An 18,540-nucleotide genomic window follows, 5' to 3' on the forward strand; every position below is an offset into this window, starting at 1 on the left:
AAGAGGTGGTGGGCCGGCAGCGCCTGGCTGCCGGCGGGTCGGCGCTTACTGGACCTGGTTCTTCTGGTAGTAACCGCTGTCGATCAACACCTTTTCCCAGTTGCTCTTGTCGACGGTGACAGGTTGCAACAGGTAGGCCGGTACGACTTTCTTGCCGTTGTCGTAGGTCTTGGTGTCGTTGATCTGCGGCTCGGCACCTTCGAGCAGCGCCTTGACCATGCCGACAGTCACTTCAGCGAGCTGGCGGGTGTCCTTGAAGATCGACGAATACTGCTCGCCAGCCAGAATCGATTTCACCGACGGCACTTCCGAATCCTGGCCGGTGACGATCGGCATCGGCATGTCGCCGGAGCCGTAACCAACGCCTTTCAGCGACGACAGCACGCCGATGGAGATGCCGTCATAGGGCGACAGCACACCGTCGAGGCGCTCCTTGGTGTAGTTGGCGGACAGCAGGTTGTCCATGCGCGCCTGGGCGGTAGCGCCGTCCCAACGCAGGGTGCCGACCTTGCCCATGCCGGTCTGCCCGGAGAGGATCTTGATTTCGCCCTTGTCGATCAGCGGCTGCAGCACCGACATGGCGCCGTTGTAGAAGAAGTAGGCGTTGTTGTCGTCCGGCGAGCCACCGAACAGCTCGACGTTGTACGGGCCCTTGCCGCGCGCCTGCATGCCCTTGACCAGGGATTCGGCCTGCAGCACGCCAACCTTGGTGTTGTCGAAGGTGGCGTAGTAGTCGACGTATTCGCTGTCGCGGATCAGGCGGTCATAGGCGATCACCTTGATGTCCGCCGCATTGGCGTTTTCCAGGGCGTTGGTCAGCGTGGTGCCGTCGATGGCGGCGATGACCAAGACGTTGACGCCCTTGACCATCATGTTTTCGATCTGCGAGACCTGGGTGGGAATGTCGTCTTCGGCGTACTGCAGGTCGGCCTTGTAGCCGGCTTTCTCCAGCTGCTTGACCATGTTGTTGCCGTCGTCGATCCATCGGGCGGAAGACTTGGTCGGCATCGCGATACCCACGAAGCCTTTTTCGGCAGCGCCAACCGATGCAGCACTTACCAGAGTGGCGCCCATGGCCATGGCGGCCACGAGTTTACGGACTGTGTTCATTCAGCTTCTCCTGGCGACGCCTGGCGCGCTCAGGAACGCGCGACATCGCGATTATTGTTGTTCGGGCAACGAAGAGCTCAAAGCAGCCCTGACGATAGAAGCACACCCCATATCAAGCAAATTCATATTTCGCCAAACCGCATATCAATATTGGTATGCAACGCATCGACACACACCTATTCGAGGCGCACACTCGCTCCAACAAAGACAACAAAGAGCGCCACCATGGACATCGGCATAGCCCGTCATCTGAAGATCCCCCAACTGCGGCTGATCGCTGCGATCGCCGAGCACGGCCAGCTCGGCCTGGCCGCGGAGGAGCTGACCGTTACCCAGCCGGCAGCCTCGCGCATGCTCGCCGACATCGAACACACCCTGGGCGCCCGGCTGTTCGAGCGCCATCCCAAGGGTATGCTGCCGACGTTGATCGGCCGGGCCTTGGCCCGCCGTGCGCACAACATGCTGGTGGAGCTGCGCGACCTGGCCCAGGATGTCGAGGAACTCAAGCGCGGTGAAGGCGGCATGACCACGGTCGGTGCGGTCACCGGTGCAGCGGTGGGCTTCGTGATTCCGGCGATTCGCCAGCTCAAGGCGATTTCGCCGCGCGCCGACGTGCACGTCAACGTTGCCGCCAGTGATGAACTGGTGCATGACCTGGCGAGCGGCAAAAACGATTTCGTGCTGGCCCGCCTACCCCGCGGCGTCAACCCGGCGGATTTCGAGATCTACCCGGCGCGTACCGAAACCCTCAAGCTGATCGTGCGCCAGGATCACCCCCTGGCCAACGTCGAGCAGGTGACGCTACGCGATCTGTCAAACTACGAATGGGTGATGCAAAGCCATCGGGCGCCGATCCGCGAGGCGATGGAAACCGCGTTTCTGAGTGCCGGCGCAACGCTGCCGACCAACATCACCAACACCACGTCGCTCCTGGCGATGATCGCCATCCTGGTGTCGTCATCGGCCATCGCGCCGTTGGCCAGCGAAGTGCCGGACCTGCTGCTCGGCGATCAGGTCGGCGCCAGGCTCAAGGTACTGCCGCTGAACATGACCATCGAAATGTCGCCCTACTACCTGCTGCTGGCCAAGGGTCGCGAGCTGTCGCCGGTGGCCAACCGCTTGCGCCGGCTGGTCACTGCGGCCTTGAACAAGGCGCATTGACCGGTACTCGCCTTGACGCAGTTCATGTGGAGGATTGGGCATCTGCTGACACCCTTTTCATCCGCCATCAAGGCGGAAGTTGAAGCGTCTTTCACCCCTCCTGTGTGAGTCTCCGACGCGCCATCAGTGGGCTCTGAAACGAAAACGGCCTGCGCAAGGCAGGCCGTTTCGGGTAACGCGAGTAGCTTACTTGAGCGCAGCCAGAGCCGCGTCGTAGTTCGGCTCGTCAGCTATTTCGCCAACCAGCTCGCTGTGCAGCACCTTGTCGTTTTCATCCAGCACCAGCACGGCGCGGGCGGCCACGCCAGCCAGCGGGCCGGAGCTCAGCGCCACGCCGTAGTCCTTGAGGAACTCGGCACCGCGCATGGTCGACAGGTTCTGGACGTTTTCCAGGCCTTCGGCACCGCAGAAACGCGCCTGGGCGAACGGCAGGTCGGCAGAGATGCACAGCACCGCGGTGTTATCCAGCTTGCTGGCCTCGGCATTGAACTTGCGCACCGAGGTGGCGCAGGTCGGGGTGTCGACGCTCGGGAAAATGTTCAGCACTTTGCGCTTGCCCGCCAGGCTGCTCAGGCTGACGTCGGCCAGGCCGGCACCGACCAGGGTGAACGCCGGCGCTTGCTGGCCGACTTGCGGCAACTGGCCAGCGACTTCAACCGGGTTACCGCGCAGGGTTACTTGTGCCATGGAACAATCCTTCTCTTGATGGGTAGAAACACGCAGGGATGGTCATCCTACGCCAGTGAAAGCGACCCGCAACAGTTTTTGCGCAGGCCTAGGGTCTGTACTGTACAGAGCCTAGAAATCGCGTTTGTAGAACAGATCCAGGGAGCTGGCCAGGCCACTCGCTGCCTCCAGATAAAGGCGGCGCGTCAGGGCATACCGCAGCGCCACGGTATTGACCGGTTCGAACACGCCGACCCCGTAACGCAGGCTCAGGCGTTCGGACAGATTGCCGCTGGCCACCACGCTGGTGTTGCGGCCGCTGCCGTCGGTATCCAGCTGGAAATCCTGGATGCCCAGGCTCTGCGCCACCGAGCCGGTCACCCCGGAACTGCCCGCCACGCCCAGCGCCAGGGCCGCCTGGGCAAGCATGTTGTTGTCCTCGCTACCGGTCGACAGCGGCCGCCCCAGCACCAGGTAGGACAGCGCCTGTTCCTGGCTCATGGCCGGTTCGGAGAACACCTCGGTGCGCGGCTGGTCGGCGCTGCCGGTCACCCGCAGACCAGCCACCACGTCGTCGACCTTGCGGATCGCTTCGATGTCCAGGAATGGCTGGTCGATCGGCCCGGCGAACATCAGACGCGCACGGCGGATAGTCAGGCGCTGGCCATAGCCGCGGAAGTTGCCCTTGTTGAGGTTCAGCTCGCCGCGGGTATCCAGGTCATCGCCGATATGCACCCGGCCTGCCAGCTCGGCAGTGAGCCCGAAGCCGCTGAAGGTCAGCTTGTCGCTGCCGACGTCCACGTCGATATCCATGTTGATCGCCACCGCCTGCTTTTCGCGAGCCTCGGCGCCGACGATCACCGCATCGTCGGAGACCTTGACCGTCGACGGGGGCAGCTCGCGTACCACGATCTGGCCGCGCGGAATCGACACCTTGCCACTGACCGACAGCTGATCATCGGCCAGGCGCACCTGCATGTCCGGCTCGACCTCCAGGTTCGCGTAGGGCTCGACGGTCACCGGCAGACGATTGCCCTGCACGTTCAGGTTGCCGCTGAGCGGCCCGCCCCAGGCCAGCGCACCATTGAGCGTGCCCTGCCCTCGCTCGCCGCTGCGCCAACCCCCGTTGAGCTGCAGGCTTTCACCGGCGATCAACACACGCAGTTGAAGGTCTTCGAAGCTAGTGGGCAGCTCGCCACCGGAGATTTCGCCACCGCTCAGCGCCAGTTGACCGTTCACCAGCGGCTTGAGCAGATCGCCGGACAACGTGCCGCTGCCATTCAACTGCCCCGCCAGATGCTCGACCATCGGCACGAACGGCCGGGCGATAGCCAGGTCGAGGCCGCTGAGACGGAACTGGCCAGACAACGGCTTGTTCGCCGGGCGCGGGTCGAGCTGCGCCTGCAGCGACAATTCGCCGATGCGCTGGCCACGCAGGTTGAGCTCGGTGTCGATGCTTTGCGGGCGCAGCTCGCTGCTCAGGCGCAAGCTGTCGTAGGTGAAATCCACCCATTGATCCTGGTCGCGAACGCGCCAGCTGCCGCTGCCGGCGTCCACCACCACGCGCCCGCTGGGGCCGGAGGCTGGCAGATCCAGATGCACGTCGGCATCGAGGGTGCCCTGCCAGGCGAAGTCATCCGGGAACCACGGCGCCAGGCTGTCGAGCGGAAAATCGGCGAGGCGATAACGGATCTTCGGTTCCGGCTGCAGGCGCTGGTTTTCGCCGCACAGGCTGGCTGCGCCGGAACGCAGGCAGTGGGCGCCAAGGTCGATCTCGCCGCTGGCCAGGCGCACCAGCGAAGCCGGCGCCTGCAGCCGCCAGTCCTGCCCGCCGGCCTGGATGTCGGCACGGCTCAGGCGCCCGCGCCAGTTGCCCTGCTCCAGGGTGCCGTCCAGCGCCAGGCTGGTTTGCAGCTGTGGCCCCTGCAGGCTCAGGTCCATCTGTTGCTGGCGTTGGTTGCCGGCGCCATTGATCGTCAGGTTGCCAAGCTGGCTGTCGCCGCTGGCGATCCCCTGGCCGCGTAACTGCAGCTTGGCCTGCCCGTTGCCATCCAGCGTGGCGTCCAGGCCCAGCTGCCGCAGGCGGGTCTCTTCGAACGCCAGGCCCTGACCATTTAGGCTGAAGTTGCCTTGCGGGGCTTGCAGGTTGCCGGCCAGGTCCAATCGCCCCGTGGCACGCCCTTGCAGCCCCGGCCACAGCTGGCCCAGGCGATTGAGGGCGATGCGCACCTGGCCCTGCAGGCGCTGATCCAGCTGACCATTGCCATCGATACGGTTGTCACCCAGGCGCATGCTCAGCGTGCTCACACTCCAGCGCTCGCCGGCGCCGGCAAGCTGAGCCTGCAACTGCGTTGGCTGGCCGCGCAGGCGGCCTTGCAGGTCGAGCTCGCCGGTGAGTTCCAGACGCCCATCAAGCACCTGCCCCTTGCTGCTGATCGGCCCGGCGATGCGCCCGGGCAACTCGGCAACCCAGTAAGCGGGGTCGAAATCGCTGACCTGCAATTGTGCGTCCCAACGCACGGCGTTGGAGAAACCGACGGTGAGCTGGCCGTCGATCCTGCCTTGCCCGGCGCGTACCTGCAGCTGCGGCAGATGCACTTGCTGCAGGTCGCCACTCAGCGGCGTCTGTACGCTGAACGCACCGGCCGGGCCATCAAGCGCAGCGGAGAGGTTGCCGAGGTAGTTGCCATCCTCATAGGCAAGATCGCCGGTGAGTTTGTTCAGGGTCACCGGTGGCGCTTCGTCCATTGGATACAGACGCAGCCAGGGAAAATCCTGCCAGTCGACATGGCTGTCGGCGCTAAAGCCGTCCTGCCAATCCAGGCGCCCGTTGACGGTCAGATACTGATTCTCGGCGGCCGCCAGGCGAAGCGTGGCGATATCCGCGCCCGCAGCGTCGACCCGACTACGCAGCGCCAGGGCAACCGGCCCCTTTTCGGCGGGTAGCGTGGCGATGCCATCGACGTCGTAACCATCCTGCAGATTGCCGGCAGCCTTCAGCGTGACGGCGTTCAGGCGCAGGGTGTCGGGCAGCGAGGCACTGGCTTTGAAGCCATCGGCAGTCAGGGTCAGCGTTGCCGGAATATGCTCGGCCAGGGGCTGCACCTCGCCACTCAGACGCCCGGCCAGATAGCCGGAGCTGTCGACCACCAGCGCCAGGCTCTGGCGCAGATCGCCCTCGACCTGCAGCGCCAGGTTCCAGGGTTGCTGATCGGGGGACGGCAGTGCGGCGCTGCCTTGCAGTTTCAGCGGCCACTCGCCACTGGGCTGAACATGGCCCTGCAGGTCGACGACCAGCTCGTCGCGCTGCAGGTGCAGCCGGCTGATGTTCAAGCCATCGCTGGCCCAATGCGCGGCAAGCTCGAGCCCCTGCAACTGGTCATCGCCGTTGAAGCGCAGGCCGCCGATCCACACCTCGCCAATCTCCAGCGCCACCGGCAGGTCCAGTTGCGGCAGGCTGAAGGGCTGGTCACTGGGCGGCTCGTCGCTCGGGGGGAAAGTCAGCTCGATGCGCTCGCTGCGCAGCGTCCCGATGCACAGCGTCAGACGTAGCAGGCACGCCGGTGACCAGTCGAATTGCGGCTGGCTCACCAGCACCTGATTCTCGCCATGCTGCCAGCGCAGCTCCGCGGCGCTCCAGTGCCCACCCAACTGCCCTTCGAAACCCTCCACTTGCAGCCCGGGCACCAGGCCGAGAGTCCAGCGGCTGCCAGACGCGGTCGCCAACATCCATACCAACATCACGATCAGCAGCGCCAGCAGGCCCGCCAGGCTCAGGCCGGCATACTTGAGCAAGCGCCTCACAGTTCCGGCCCCATGGAAAAGTGCAGCCGCACCCCGCCTTCGTCATCCAGCGGGTGGGCCAGATCCAGGCGCAGCGGCCCCACCGGCGACACCCAGCGCACGCCGACACCCACCGCGCTCTTGAGCGTCGGCATGTCCAGTGAATTGAACGCGTTACCGGTGTCGTAGAAGGTCGCCACCCGCCATTTGTCAGCCAGGCTGTACTGGTACTCGGCGCTGGCGGCGAGCATGTAGCGCGCACCGATCTTGTCGCCCTGCTTGTTCTCCGGCGACAGGCTCTGGTAGTCGTAGCCGCGCACGCTCTGGTCACCACCGGCGAAGAAGCGCAGCGACGGCGGCACGGAAGAATTGAAGCCTCTGGACTCGGTGCCGCCAAACTGGGCGCGCCCGAGGAAACGGTGGTTCTGCCAGAGCGTGGTCAGGCCCTTGACCAGTACGTTGCCGTGCACCACGTCGGAGTCGGACAGCAGCCCCTCCTTGGCCACGGAGGCGTCGAATTGCAATCGATAGCCCTGGTTGGGGTCGACGCGATTGTCGCTACGCAGGTACGAATAGCTGATCCCCGGCATGAGCAGAGTACTGAGGCCCGAGTCGTCGCCCAAGCGATACTCCTCGCGCTGCCACTTCAGGGAAATGACCCGCTGCCAGCCGCTGTCGAGCTTGCTGTGCCACTCCGGGCCCACCGTCAACAGGCGGCTCAGGCTGTCGGTGTTGGCCAGCTCCTCGTACTGATAGCCACCAGCGATGCGCAGCTTGTCGGTCGTCGGCGGGTCGCCGGGGATGTCATACCACAGGCCGACGTTCTGCCGCGGTGCCGACAGTTCCATCTCCGCGCCGTAGCTGTGCCCCTGGGGGTTGGCCCAGTGCCGCTCCCACTGGACCCGGCCGCGCGGGCCGACATCGGTGGAAAAACCCAGGCCCAGGCCCATGGTGCGCGGCAGTCGGGTCTGCAGGTGGACATTGACGGGGATTACCTGCTGCTCGGCCACCGTAGGGCTGGCGTCGACCCGAACCGACTCGAAATAGCCACTGGAACGCAGCGCCTGATAGAGCTCGGCGATCCGCTCGGAGTCATAGGGCGTGTCCGCGGGGAACGGCACCATGCGCTGCAGCAGCTCATCGTCGAAAGGCATGTCGCCCTCGAAACTGACATGCCCGAGGCTGTAGCGCGGGCCGCTGTCATAGACCAGTTCGATATCGGCCAGACCGGCCTTGGGATCGATGCGCAGACTCTGCTGGGTGAAGCGCCCGCGAAAGAAGCCATAGCGCGACGCCTGGTTCTGGATATGCCGCTTGGCCGCCTCGTAGCGGCCATGATTGAGCCGCGCACCCTGGGTAAGCTGGGCATCCTTGGGCAGTTGGAACGCGCGCATCTGCGCTGCCGGGCCGTCTACCCTGACGGTAACGCTGCCAATGCGCACCGGCTCGCCGGGCACAATCCGCATGTTCAGGCGTGGCGGGGTCTGCTCGACCACTTCGCTGCTGATCTGCGCCTGGTAATAGCCCAGCGCCTGGGCGGCCTTTTCGGCCTGGCCCTCGACCACGCGGCGCAAGCGCTGCAAGGCCTCGACGTCACGCTCGCCAAGATTGCCGATATAGCCTTCGACATTGCTCTTCAGGGCATTGTTGGCCGGCTGCACGCTGACCACCAGACGAGCGTCATCGGCAAGCAGCGCAGCACTGAACAGCATTAGCGCGCATCCCGCGCCGAGTGTCGAAATTACTCTCATGGCGACGATGCTATCACGGCAAACAGGCTATTCCAGCGGATCTCCTGATCCAAACGTTTCCCGCGGCGCTGGCCGCCCGCCGACATGATCGGCTAGCATCGCGGTTTAACCGCCCGCTACGCTCAGGATCGCCGACATGAAACTCGTTTCCTTCAACATCAATGGCTTGCGCGCGCGCCCGCACCAACTCGCCGCACTGATCGAGAAGCACCAGCCAGATGTGATCGGCCTGCAGGAAACCAAGGTCAGCGACGACCAGTTCCCCGAGGCAGAGATTCGTGCGCTGGGCTACCAGGTGCACTACCACGGCCAGAAAGGCCACTACGGGGTCGCGCTGCTGTCGCGCCAGGCGCCACTGGAAATCACCAAGGGCTTTCCCGAAGACGGCGAAGAATCCCAGCGCCGCTTTATCTACGGCACCTATGCCGACGCCAACGGCAAGCCGATCACGGTGATGAACGGCTACTTCCCACAGGGCGAAAGCCGCGACCACCCCACCAAGTTTCCCGCCAAGCAGCGCTTCTACGCCGACCTGCAGGCGCTTCTAGGCAGTCGCTTTGCCCACGATCAGCCGCTGATCGTCATGGGCGACATCAACATCTCCCCCGAGGATTGCGACATCGGCATCGGTGAGGTCAACCGCAAGCGCTGGCTGAAGACCGGCAAATGCAGCTTCCTGCCCGAGGAGCGCGAGTGGCTGGCAACTCTGAAGAACTGGGGCCTGGTCGACAGCTTCCGCCAGCTGCACCCGGAGGTCGATGACCGCTTCAGCTGGTTCGATTACCGCAGTCGCGGTTTCGAAGACGAGCCCAAGCGCGGCCTGCGCATCGACGTGATCCTCGCCTCGCGCGCCTTGCAGGACCGTCTCGCGGACGCTGGCATCGACTATGAACTGCGCGGTATGGAGAAGCCGTCGGACCACGCGCCAATCTGGCTGCAACTCCGTTGATGATCGTCATCCTATAGTCATTTTTCTGTCTTATCGTCGCAGCACTTCAACCGCCCCTTGCAAGGTGATTGCCGCATGCTGCGCGCCTCAACCCGTTGTGACCACGAGACCTGGAGCCGAACGGCGACTTTCCTGCTGCTCGGTTTCGTCTTCTACCTGAGCCCCTGGACGGCCTTCGCCGCCCTGCCCCTGCCGACCGACGACCGCCCGGTGCTGCGCATCCAGGGCTCCAACACCATCGGCGCCAAGCTTGGCCCGGCTCTGGTCAAGGGCCTCATGCAGGAGCAAGGGCTCAATGACATCCGCAGCAGCGCCACGGGGGAAAACGAGCAGACGGTCACCGCACTGAACGGCGTGGGCCGCAAGATTACCGTGAGCATAGCCGCCCACGGTTCGGGAACCGGCTTCACCGCCCTTGGCCAGGGCAGCGCCGAGCTCGCTGCCTCCTCGCGCCCGATCAAGGACAGCGAAAGCGCCAGCCTGGCGGCGCTCGGCAACATGAAAAGCCGGGATGCCGAGCAGGTCATCGCCATCGACGGGCTGGCGATCATCCTGCACCCCAGCAACTCCATCGGCGAACTGAGCACCCTGCAACTGGCACAGATATTCTCCGGAGAAGTCAGCGACTGGGCGCAACTGGGTGGCCGCCCCGGCGCCATCGCCCTGTACGCCCGGGACGACAACTCCGGCACCTTCGATACCTTCAAGGAACTGGTACTGGCTGCCAATGGCAAGCAGCTCTCCGCCAAGGCCAAGCGTTTCGAGTCCAGCGAGCAGCTGTCCGACTCGGTGGCCCGCGATGCCGACGGCATCGGCTTTATCGGCCTGCCCTATGTGCGCGAGGCGAAGGCAGTGGCCATCGCCGCCGGCGATTCACAGGCGATGGCGCCCAGCGTGACGCTGATTGCCACCGAGGATTACCCACTGTCCCGCCGCCTGTTCCTGTACGGCCCACCGAAGAATGCCAATCCCTGGGCCCAGGCCCTCCTGCAATTCACCCAGAGCCCCAGGGGCCAGGCGATCGTGGCGCAGAACGGTTTCATCGCGCAGACCGTCGAAGCCGTGAAGATCACGCCAAGCCCGGACATGCCGGCGACCTACCAGGCCCTGGCCCGCGATGCCCAGCGCTTGTCGGTGAACTTCCGCTTCGAGGAAGGCAGCGCCAGCCTGGACAACAAGGCTCAGCAGGACCTGCACCGCGTGCTCGACTACCTGCGCCAGCACGACAAGCTGCAGAACAAGGTGGTGCTGGTCGGCTTTGGCGATCCCAAGGCGGATTCCGCCCGGGCCGAGCTGCTTTCCAAATTACGCGCCATGGCGGTACGCCGTGAGCTGGTTCGCCAAGGCGTGGTGCTGCGCGAGGTCACCGGCCTGGGCGACGACCTGCCGGTTGCCGACAACGGGGGTGACAGCGGCAGGATCAAGAATCGCCGCGTGGAAGTCTGGGTCTACTGATTTCTTCAGGCGCGGCAGGTACTTGCCGAACCGCAGGATACATCCTAGCCTTGTAGACATGTGACGCCGGGCCCCTCTGGCGATGAGCCCACCTCATCGTGATGTCGGAGTCGCTAAGTTGAATCTCAACTTAGGCATCGACAGGGAGGGCCCATGACAGCTCTACATGCCTTTATGCTCACGCCGTTTCTCGGCACTCCGTACTACTTCTGGCTGGCCTTCATCGTCATTGTCATCGCGCTGCTGGTCTTCGACCTCGGCGTGTTGCACCGCGACCAACACGAAATCGAAATGCGCGAGAGCCTGCTGCTCTACTCGGGCTATTTCAGCGTGGGCGTCGCCTTTGGCGGCTGGGTGTGGTGGGAGCTGGGCGCTACCAAGGCGCTGGAGTTCTACACGGGTTTTCTGGTCGAACAGTCGCTGTCGATGGACAACGTGTTCGTGATGGCGATGATCCTCGGCTTCTTCGGCATCCCGCGCAAATACCAGCACCGCGTATTGTTCTGGGGAATCATCGGCGTGGTGCTGCTGCGGGCGATCATGATCGGCCTGGGAACCGCCCTGGTGCAGGAGTTCGACTGGATCCTCTACGTGTTCGGCGCCTTCCTGCTGTTCACTGGCATCAAGATGCTGTTCAGCAAGGACCATGACGAGCACCCGGACCTGTCGCAGAACAAGCTGCTGATCTTTCTGCGCAAACACATCCGGGTCACCGATGACCTGCATGGCGGTAAATTCCTGGTGCGTCAGAAGGACCCGGCCAGTGGCAAGATGCTGCTGTTCGCCACTCCGCTGCTGCTGGCCCTGGTGCTGATCGAGCTGGCGGACCTGGTGTTCGCGGTGGACAGCGTGCCGGCGGTGTTCGCCATTACCCAGGATCCGTTCATCGTCTACACCTCGAACATCTTCGCGATCCTCGGCCTGCGCGCGCTGTACTTCGCCCTGGCCGCGCTGATGCACCGCTTCGTGTACCTCAAGTACGCACTGGCCATCGTGCTGATGTTCATCGGCTGCAAGATTTTCCTGCACGGCTTCATCAAGGTACCCGCTTTACTGTCGCTCGGCGTTACCATGGGTGTACTGGCCGGCGGCGTGATCCTGTCGCTGCTGAAAACCCGTGACAAGAAACCTGCCGAGACGACGTGACCGGACAAGATGTGCAGCTCGAACGAATCGACAAGCCCGACGGCGTACGCTGGTGCGTGCGCCTGGGCAAGCGCACGCTGATGTTCGACGATGAAAGCGCCGCGCGCGCCTTCGCGGCCCAGCTGCATATGCGCCTGAATGGCGACAAGCTGAGCCTGGTACCCGGCTCCGACCCAGAGCCTGGCCCCTAGGCTTTTGCCATGTACTTGCCCAGCTCGTACTTGCCGATGGCCGCGCGGTGCACCTCATCCGGGCCATCGGCCAGGCGCAGGGTGCGCTGCATGGCGTACCAGTAAGCCAGCGGGAAGTCGCCGCTGACCCCTGCCCCGCCATGCATCTGGATGGCGCGATCGATTACCTTCAACGCCACGTTGGGCGCCACCACCTTGATCTGCGCGATCTCGCTGGCGGCCACCTTGTTGCCGACGGTATCCATCATGTACGCCGCATTGAGGGTGAGCAGGCGCGCCATGTTGATCTCCATGCGTGACTCGGCAATCAGGTCGATATTGCCGCCCAGACGTGCCAGCGGCTTGCCGAACGCGGTACGGCCAAGGGCGCGCTCGCACATCAGCTTCAGGGCTCGTTCGGCCATGCCGATGGAGCGCATGCAGTGGTGGATACGCCCTGGGCCAAGGCGCCCCTGGGCGATCTCGAAGCCACGGCCTTCTCCGAGCAGTACGTTTTCGTAAGGCACGCGCACGTCATCGAACAGCACTTCGGCGTGGCCGTGGGGCGCGTCGTCATAGCCGAACACCGGCAGCGGGCGCAGCACCTTCACGCCGGGCGTGTCCATGGGCACCAGGATCATCGAGTGCTGCTGGTGCCGCGGGCCCTCCGGATTGGTCAGGCCCATGAAGATCATGATCTTGCAGCGCGGGTCGCAGGCGCCTGAGGTCCACCACTTGCGGCCATTGATCACCCAGTGCTCGCCGTCACGCACTGCGGTCGCCTGCATATTGGTGGCGTCCGACGAGGCAACCTCCGGCTCGGTCATGGCGAATGCCGAACGAATCTCGCCACTGAGCAGCGGCTCGAGCCATTCACGCTTGTGTGCTTGGCTGCCGTAGCGCACCAGCACTTCCATGTTGCCGGTATCGGGCGCGGCGCAGTTGAACGGCTCGGGGCCGATCAGCGAGCTGCCCATGATCTCTGCCAGCGGAGCGTACTCGGTATTGGTGAGCCCGGCGCCCAATTCTGAGTCAGGCAGGAACAGGTTCCACAGCCCCTCGCCTTTGGCCTTGTCTTTGAGCTGCTCCATGATCGCCGTCGGCTGCCAGCGATCACCTTCGCCGACCTGGCGCTCGAACTCGGCCTCGGCCGGATAGACATGGGCCTGCATGAACGCTGTGACGCGCTCGCGCAACTGCTGAACCTTGGGGGAATAGGCGAAATCCACGGCGCACCTCGGCTGTGTTCTATGTGCGGAGGATGCTAGTGGACGCCGGGTCATTTATCGACGCTATTTTCGGCGTGTATAAACATTCATCACCGATATAAGATCACCGCACAAGAACAACGTATGGAGCTGCTCGGGCATGAACCTGAACAAGGTGGATCTCAATCTTTTCGTGGTCTTCGACGCCATCTACAGCGAAGCCAACCTCACCCGCGCCGGGCAGATCGTCGGTATCACCCAGCCCGCGGTATCCAACGCCCTGGCCCGCCTGCGCGAAACCTTCAATGACCCGTTGTTCGTGCGCACCGCCCAGGGCATGGTACCCACGCCCATGGCGCAGAACATCATCACGCCGGTGCGCAACGCCCTGCAGCAGCTGCGCATCTCGGTACAGGAAAGCCGCACCTTCAATCCGCTGCAGGCAACCAAGAGTTTTCGCATCAGCATGACCGACCTGACCGAAGCGGTGACGCTGCCGCCGCTGTTTCAGCGCCTGCGCCGCCAGGCACCGGGCGTGACCATCGAAAGCATGCTGGTACGCCGCCGGGAAACCACCAAGGAGCTGGCAGCGGGCCGGCTGGACTTCGCCGTGGATGCGCCGCTGAACATCGATCCCCAGGTGCGACACGTCAAGCTGATGGAAGATCGCTATGTGTGCGCCATGCGGCCAGGGCATCCGCTGGCCAAGCAAAAGCTCAGCCTGGAGGCCTACCTGTCACTGACTCACATCCAGATATCTAGCCGCCGCAGCGGCCTGGGCTATGTCGACCTGGCCTTGGGAAAAATGGGTATTCAGCGACGTATCGCCTTGCGCTCGCAGCATTACCTGATGGCCTGCCGGGTGATGCGCGATACCGACATGGCGATCACCGTGCCGGAGCGCTACGCACGGGATAACGACCTGTACTTCAGCGAATTACCGGTTGCCGGTATCCCAGCCCTGGAAACCCATCTGTATTGGCATGAAAGCACCGATCAGGACCCGGCCAATCGCTGGATGCGCGAGCAGATCATCGAGATCTGCCAGCGCATCACGGCCGAGGAGCGCAAGGCTGGAGACCAGCATCAGCTCGAGTAATCCAGCACCGTCCAGATGCGCGTCAGGCCCTCGCCGATCACGCAATTGGATGCGCCCAGTTGCTTGTTGTCGTGCAGGGTCATGCGGGTGGTAACCCCATCGGCGGCGTCCTGGCGTTCGACCAGCCACTGCAGCTTGCCGCAATTGGGCGTATCGATCACGTAGCTGGCTGCGACGGGCGCATCGTTGCTGGCCAGCTTGATGGCATCGACCACCACGCCGTGCTCTTCGACGCGCTTGCCGTCGGAAACCAGTACCGCCCAGGCCTGGTTGTCCTCGATGACCAGGTAATTGGCATTGACCTTGGGTTGCTCGACCTGGGGTTGCACGCAACCGGTCAATGTTACCAACAGCACAATTGTCATGAGTATCTGGTGCATTACAGGGAGTCCTCGGCATCGATCAGCGGCGCTGTGCAGCGCCGCGTGACATGGGAGTCGGCAAGCGTCGAGGCTCACTATTACCGAATACTGTTTATTTGTACAGTATTTTTGAATTACCCTAGCAGCCGTCACCACACGATCGCAGGCCCGGAACATTCCAGGTGAGATCAGGCCGATAGCGGGAGCCCAACGATGCTGGACGTATTGCAACTCAAACACACGATCAACCGGATGCCGCTGGACAAGGTGCGCCTCATCGTCGAGGAGTTGCATCTGGAGGGGATCGTTACCGAAGGTAAAACCCCATTCAACCGCCTGCACTTCAATACCTGCTTCGCCGAGATCGAGGCGCTGCTGCAACGAGCAGGCTATCACCGCCAACTGGATGTGGTTGGCTACCAAGGGTTGGCCTACGCAATGTTCGACCCCAATCGCTGGGAGGCGGTGGAGGTGCTGCGCTGGCTCAGAGACTATGTCGAGGAAGCACGAGCCTGCCCTGCTTCATGATCGACCACAGTGGCGGCGTGTTGCCACGCAATGGTTCAGGGCTTGTCGACCGGCGGGGTCGATAGCGCATGTGGATTAGCCACCGGGCACATGGCGCGATGCTTGCTTCAGGATGATGAATAACACCTTGCAGCCCTCATCTGGGAAGCCAGGTAACGGACACGGCGTCTGCCAGATCACCTCCCCCCATCGGGTGCTCTGGTAGATGCCGTTTTTATTTGCCCCCTTTTTTGCAGGCAAAGAAAAACCCGGCCTGAGCCGGGTTCTTCTGACGCCTGAGCCTATTACTGGGCTTGGGCTTCTACTTCGGCTTCAACACGACGGTTGATAGCGCGGCCTTCTTCGGTAGCGTTGTCAGCAACCGGACGGGACTCGCCGTAACCTACGGAGTTGACGCGGTCAGCGCCTACGCCGTACTGGTTGACCAGCACGTCACGAACAGCGTTTGCACGACGCTCGGACAGCTTCTGGTTGTAAGCGTCAGTACCGACGGAGTCAGTGTGACCTTCAACGGTGGTGCTGGTTTGCGGGTACTGGTTCATGAAGTCAGCCAGGTTCTTGATGTCACCATAGCTTTCTTGCTTGACAGCAGCCTTGTCGAAGTCGAATTTCACGTCCAGTTCAACGCGAACGACTTGCGGAGCTTCTTCAACGACCGGAGCCGGTGCCGGAACTGGCTCTGGAGCCGGCTCGGTAACCTGAGCAACCTGACGAGTGCTGCCGCCGAAGTTCAGACCGACACCAACGCCGGCTTGCCATTCGGTGTCACCCTTGTCGATGTTGTACAGGGCTTCAACGCCAGCACGAGCGTACAGCATCTCGGTGAAGTAGTACTTCGCGCCGCCGCCAACGATGGCCAGGGTGGAAGTGTCACGACCGCCTTTGTTGGCGTCGCCGATGCTCTGGTGACCAACGCCGCCGGAGACGTAAGGACGCAGACCTACACCCGGCTGGCCGAAGTGGTAGAGGGCTTTCAGATCAGTCAGGTTGCCCTTGATGTTCTTGCTGCCAGCAGCGCCTTCGCCGCGCAGGTCGTGGTACTCGCCGTACGACAGTGCCAGCTCGACATCGTCGGTCAGGTAGTAACCAACGCTTGCGCCGAACAGGTTGCCTTCGTCATGAGCGAAGTCACGCTGAACGTCGGTGAAGTAGCGGTTGGCAAAGCCTTCCACCTCGACAGCGCCTTGGCCTTGAGCCAGCACGCCCATGGAGGTAGCGGCTACCAAGGAGCCAATGACTACGCCTAAGGTGTTTTTCAGTTTCATCCGTTAAATCCCCATCTATGAGTGATTGATCCGCATGCAGGTAGACATGCGAGTCTGCGGTAAGTTTAACAAAACTCACCTTTGCCAGTTAAAGCTTGCCCCGAACTAACTTTCGGTAATACCTGCAAACTTTTCCCGCAATCGGTCCAACGCGCGCTTGTAGCGCATCTTGGTAGCGCTGAGTCCCATGTGCATGATGTCGGCGATCTCCTGAAACTCCAGCTCCGCGACAAAACGCAACACCAGAATTTCCCGGTCGATCGGGTTCACATGCACGAGCCAGCGATCCAGTCCGCCTCGGTCCTCTATCTTTGGCGCCTTCTCTTCCGACGCCTCTTCCAGAGGATCCAAACTCAGCGCATCCATCAAACGACGTTTGCGACGCTCCTTGCGGTACTGAGTGATGCATTCGTTGTAGGTAATGCTGTAGAGCCAGGTCTTGAACTTCGATTTGCCCTCGAAGTTCTTCAGCCCATAAAGAACCTTGAGCATCACCTCCTGACAGACATCGTCGGCATCTCGATCGTTCCCTAAATATCGAGCACATACATTGAACAGGGTGCGCTGATAACGACGCATCAGTTCTTCGTATGCACGCGTTACATGGAACAGCTCATCATGGGCACGCGCCACCAGCTCCTCGTCGGAGAGCTCGCGTGGGTCATAGCGCAGTGACGGTGTCTGGGGTGCGTTCAAAACAGGTCGGGCCAACGGTCAGGACGAAAACAGCCAGCGCCTGTTCGAACAGGCCGCTGGCTGGACGCATAGGGTAGCAGAAATGCCCCCTAGCGGCTGCTAACCCGCTGCTCGAGCAACACGCGATTGGAAAGCGAAACCAGTTCCCCGGAATCGGTGAGCACGGTGGTCTTGACCGTGCCGATTTCCTCGATCTGCCCCGCGACGCCGCCTACCTCGATTTCCTGGCCAACCTGATATAGCTCGCGCACGTAGATGCCGGCGAGAATCTGGCTGGCCAGCTCGCGACTGCCCAGCCCCAGCGCCAGCGCAACTGCCAGGCCGACGGAGATCAGCACGATGGCGATGACGTTGTTGAGCAGATCGGTCTTCACTTCCAACTGGCCGATGGCTACGGAGATACTGATGATGATCACCAGGCCCTGGGCCAGACGCGCCAGCCCGTGGGCGTACTCCAGCCCGACACCTTCGGCGGCGCCGCGCACCAGGCCGCTGAGCAGGTGGGCAAGCAGCACGCCGGCGAGCAGGATCAGCGCCGCGCCGAATACCTTGGGCAGATACAGGGCGAGCACATCCAGGGTGGCCGAAACGCGCTCCAGGCCGAGCGACTCGGCAGCCGAGACCAGGAATATCAGCAGCACGAACCAATAGACGATCTTGCCGATCAGGGTCGAAACCGGCACCTGGAAGCCTGCGCGGCCGAGGATCTTGGTCAGCCCGGTGCCGGCCATCAGGCGATCCAGGCCGAGCTTGCCGAGCAGCTTGGAAAGCAGCGTGTCGAGCAGCTTGGCGACGATGAAACCCAGCAGCACCAGAACCAGCGCCACGAACAGGTTGGGAATGAAGCTGGCGACTTTCGTCCACAGCGCCGTCATCGCGGCGACCAGGCTATGAGTCCAGGGATCGAGTTCCATTTCATTGAGCCTTATCGGAAGAACGAGCAGAGGCACGGCGGCGTGACACCGGTGCGACATGGGAAGAGCCATTGTTGAGGGCGATCATCAGGGCACGAGCCCAATGCCCCATCAGGCCGAACAGGTCGCCCGCGCCCACCTGGCGGTTGGCGGTTTTCAGGACACGGTTCAGGCAGGCGTCGTCGTCGCGCGCCGGCGAAGACGAGGCTTTCAGCAAATCACGCAGAGATTCTTCAAATGGATCGTGCATGGCAGACCTCACAGAACGTCTCCGCTA

17 protein-coding genes are annotated in these 18,540 nt (G+C 62.9%); 7 read left to right on the forward strand and 10 right to left on the reverse strand.

All coding sequences use genetic code 11. From position 1 onward, the window contains the following. Positions 1–45: 45 nt before the first annotated feature. A complete protein-coding gene (gene chvE / locus BM154_RS20130; protein ID WP_074888422.1) occupies positions 46–1,110 on the reverse strand; it encodes a multiple monosaccharide ABC transporter substrate-binding protein in 1,065 nt (354 codons plus the stop codon). Between the two features lie 225 nt (positions 1,111–1,335). Here chvE and BM154_RS20135 point away from each other — a divergent pair, with 225 nt between their 5' ends. Continuing rightward, positions 1,336–2,271 (forward strand): LysR family transcriptional regulator, encoded by a 936-nt coding sequence (locus BM154_RS20135; protein ID WP_074888425.1) that lies wholly within the window; start codon positions 1,336–1,338, stop codon positions 2,269–2,271. A 186-nt stretch (positions 2,272–2,457) separates the two neighbouring features. Here BM154_RS20135 and tpx read toward each other — a convergent pair whose 3' ends face one another. The 3 genes from tpx to BM154_RS20150 form a co-directional block, all read right to left on the reverse strand. Next, positions 2,458–2,958, reverse strand: a complete 501-nt coding sequence (gene tpx, locus BM154_RS20140) for a thiol peroxidase (protein WP_074888428.1) — start codon at positions 2,956–2,958, stop codon at positions 2,458–2,460. Between the two features lie 111 nt (positions 2,959–3,069). Beyond that, positions 3,070–6,741, reverse strand: a complete 3,672-nt coding sequence (locus BM154_RS20145; protein WP_074888430.1) for a translocation/assembly module TamB domain-containing protein — start codon at positions 6,739–6,741, stop codon at positions 3,070–3,072. Then, complete coding sequence (locus BM154_RS20150; RefSeq protein WP_139225492.1) at positions 6,738–8,432, reverse strand: autotransporter assembly complex protein TamA; 1,695 nt, start codon at positions 8,430–8,432, stop codon at positions 6,738–6,740. Before BM154_RS20150 ends, BM154_RS20145 begins: the two co-directional genes overlap by 4 nt. Positions 8,433–8,607: 175 nt before the next feature. Between BM154_RS20150 and xthA the strand changes: the two genes are divergently transcribed. The 4 genes from xthA to BM154_RS20170 all read left to right on the forward strand — a co-directional run bounded on the left by xthA (position 8,608) and on the right by BM154_RS20170 (position 12,212). After that, positions 8,608–9,420 (forward strand): exodeoxyribonuclease III, encoded by an 813-nt coding sequence (xthA, locus tag BM154_RS20155; RefSeq protein ID WP_074888436.1) that lies wholly within the window; start codon positions 8,608–8,610, stop codon positions 9,418–9,420. Between the two features lie 75 nt (positions 9,421–9,495). Beyond that, a complete protein-coding gene (locus BM154_RS20160) occupies positions 9,496–10,875 on the forward strand; it encodes a substrate-binding domain-containing protein (protein ID WP_074888439.1) in 1,380 nt (459 codons plus the stop codon). 153 nt (positions 10,876–11,028) lie between these two features. After that, entirely contained in the window at positions 11,029–12,021 is a 993-nt protein-coding gene (locus tag BM154_RS20165; RefSeq protein WP_074888442.1) for a TerC family protein, read from the forward strand. Next, complete coding sequence (locus BM154_RS20170; RefSeq protein WP_074888445.1) at positions 12,018–12,212, forward strand: hypothetical protein; 195 nt, start codon at positions 12,018–12,020, stop codon at positions 12,210–12,212. Before BM154_RS20165 ends, BM154_RS20170 begins: the two co-directional genes overlap by 4 nt. On the opposite strand, the gene BM154_RS20175 is transcribed toward BM154_RS20170, so the two are convergent. Further along, positions 12,209–13,420 carry an acyl-CoA dehydrogenase gene (locus BM154_RS20175; protein ID WP_074888448.1) on the reverse strand — a complete coding sequence of 404 codons (1,212 nt, stop codon included), beginning with the start codon at positions 13,418–13,420 and terminating at the stop codon, positions 12,209–12,211. The genes BM154_RS20170 and BM154_RS20175 overlap by 4 nt on opposite strands. A 139-nt stretch (positions 13,421–13,559) precedes the next feature. Here BM154_RS20175 and BM154_RS20180 point away from each other — a divergent pair, with 139 nt between their 5' ends. Then, on the forward strand, positions 13,560–14,498 hold the full coding sequence (locus tag BM154_RS20180) for a LysR family transcriptional regulator (protein ID WP_074888450.1): 939 nt from the start codon (positions 13,560–13,562) through the stop codon (positions 14,496–14,498). Here the strand turns inward: BM154_RS20180 and BM154_RS20185 are convergent. Beyond that, positions 14,486–14,878 (reverse strand): hypothetical protein, encoded by a 393-nt coding sequence (locus BM154_RS20185; RefSeq protein WP_074888453.1) that lies wholly within the window; start codon positions 14,876–14,878, stop codon positions 14,486–14,488. The two genes, BM154_RS20180 and BM154_RS20185, sit on opposite strands and share 13 nt — an antisense overlap. Positions 14,879–15,073: 195 nt before the next feature. On the opposite strand from BM154_RS20185, the gene BM154_RS20190 reads away from it, so the two are divergent. Beyond that, complete coding sequence (locus tag BM154_RS20190) at positions 15,074–15,388, forward strand: hypothetical protein (RefSeq protein ID WP_013791620.1); 315 nt, start codon at positions 15,074–15,076, stop codon at positions 15,386–15,388. Positions 15,389–15,672: 284 nt separating this feature from the next. On the opposite strand, the gene BM154_RS20195 is transcribed toward BM154_RS20190, so the two are convergent. From BM154_RS20195 to BM154_RS20210, 4 genes are all read right to left on the reverse strand, one after another. Continuing rightward, entirely contained in the window at positions 15,673–16,653 is a 981-nt protein-coding gene (locus BM154_RS20195; protein ID WP_074888455.1) for an OmpA family protein, read from the reverse strand. A gap of 105 nt (positions 16,654–16,758) precedes the next feature. Next, complete coding sequence (sigX, locus tag BM154_RS20200) at positions 16,759–17,349, reverse strand: RNA polymerase sigma factor SigX (protein WP_074888457.1); 591 nt, start codon at positions 17,347–17,349, stop codon at positions 16,759–16,761. An 89-nt stretch (positions 17,350–17,438) separates the two neighbouring features. Next, positions 17,439–18,263 (reverse strand): mechanosensitive ion channel family protein, encoded by an 825-nt coding sequence (locus BM154_RS20205; RefSeq protein ID WP_074888460.1) that lies wholly within the window; start codon positions 18,261–18,263, stop codon positions 17,439–17,441. Between the two features lies 1 nt (position 18,264). Beyond that, positions 18,265–18,513, reverse strand: coding sequence for a CrfX protein (locus tag BM154_RS20210; protein WP_074888461.1), 249 nt, complete (start codon positions 18,511–18,513; stop codon positions 18,265–18,267). Between the last annotated feature and the right edge of the window lie 27 nt (positions 18,514–18,540).

This window comes from Phytopseudomonas argentinensis (genome assembly GCF_900113905.1).
GTDB classification, from domain to species: Bacteria; Pseudomonadota; Gammaproteobacteria; order Pseudomonadales; family Pseudomonadaceae; genus Aquipseudomonas; species Aquipseudomonas argentinensis.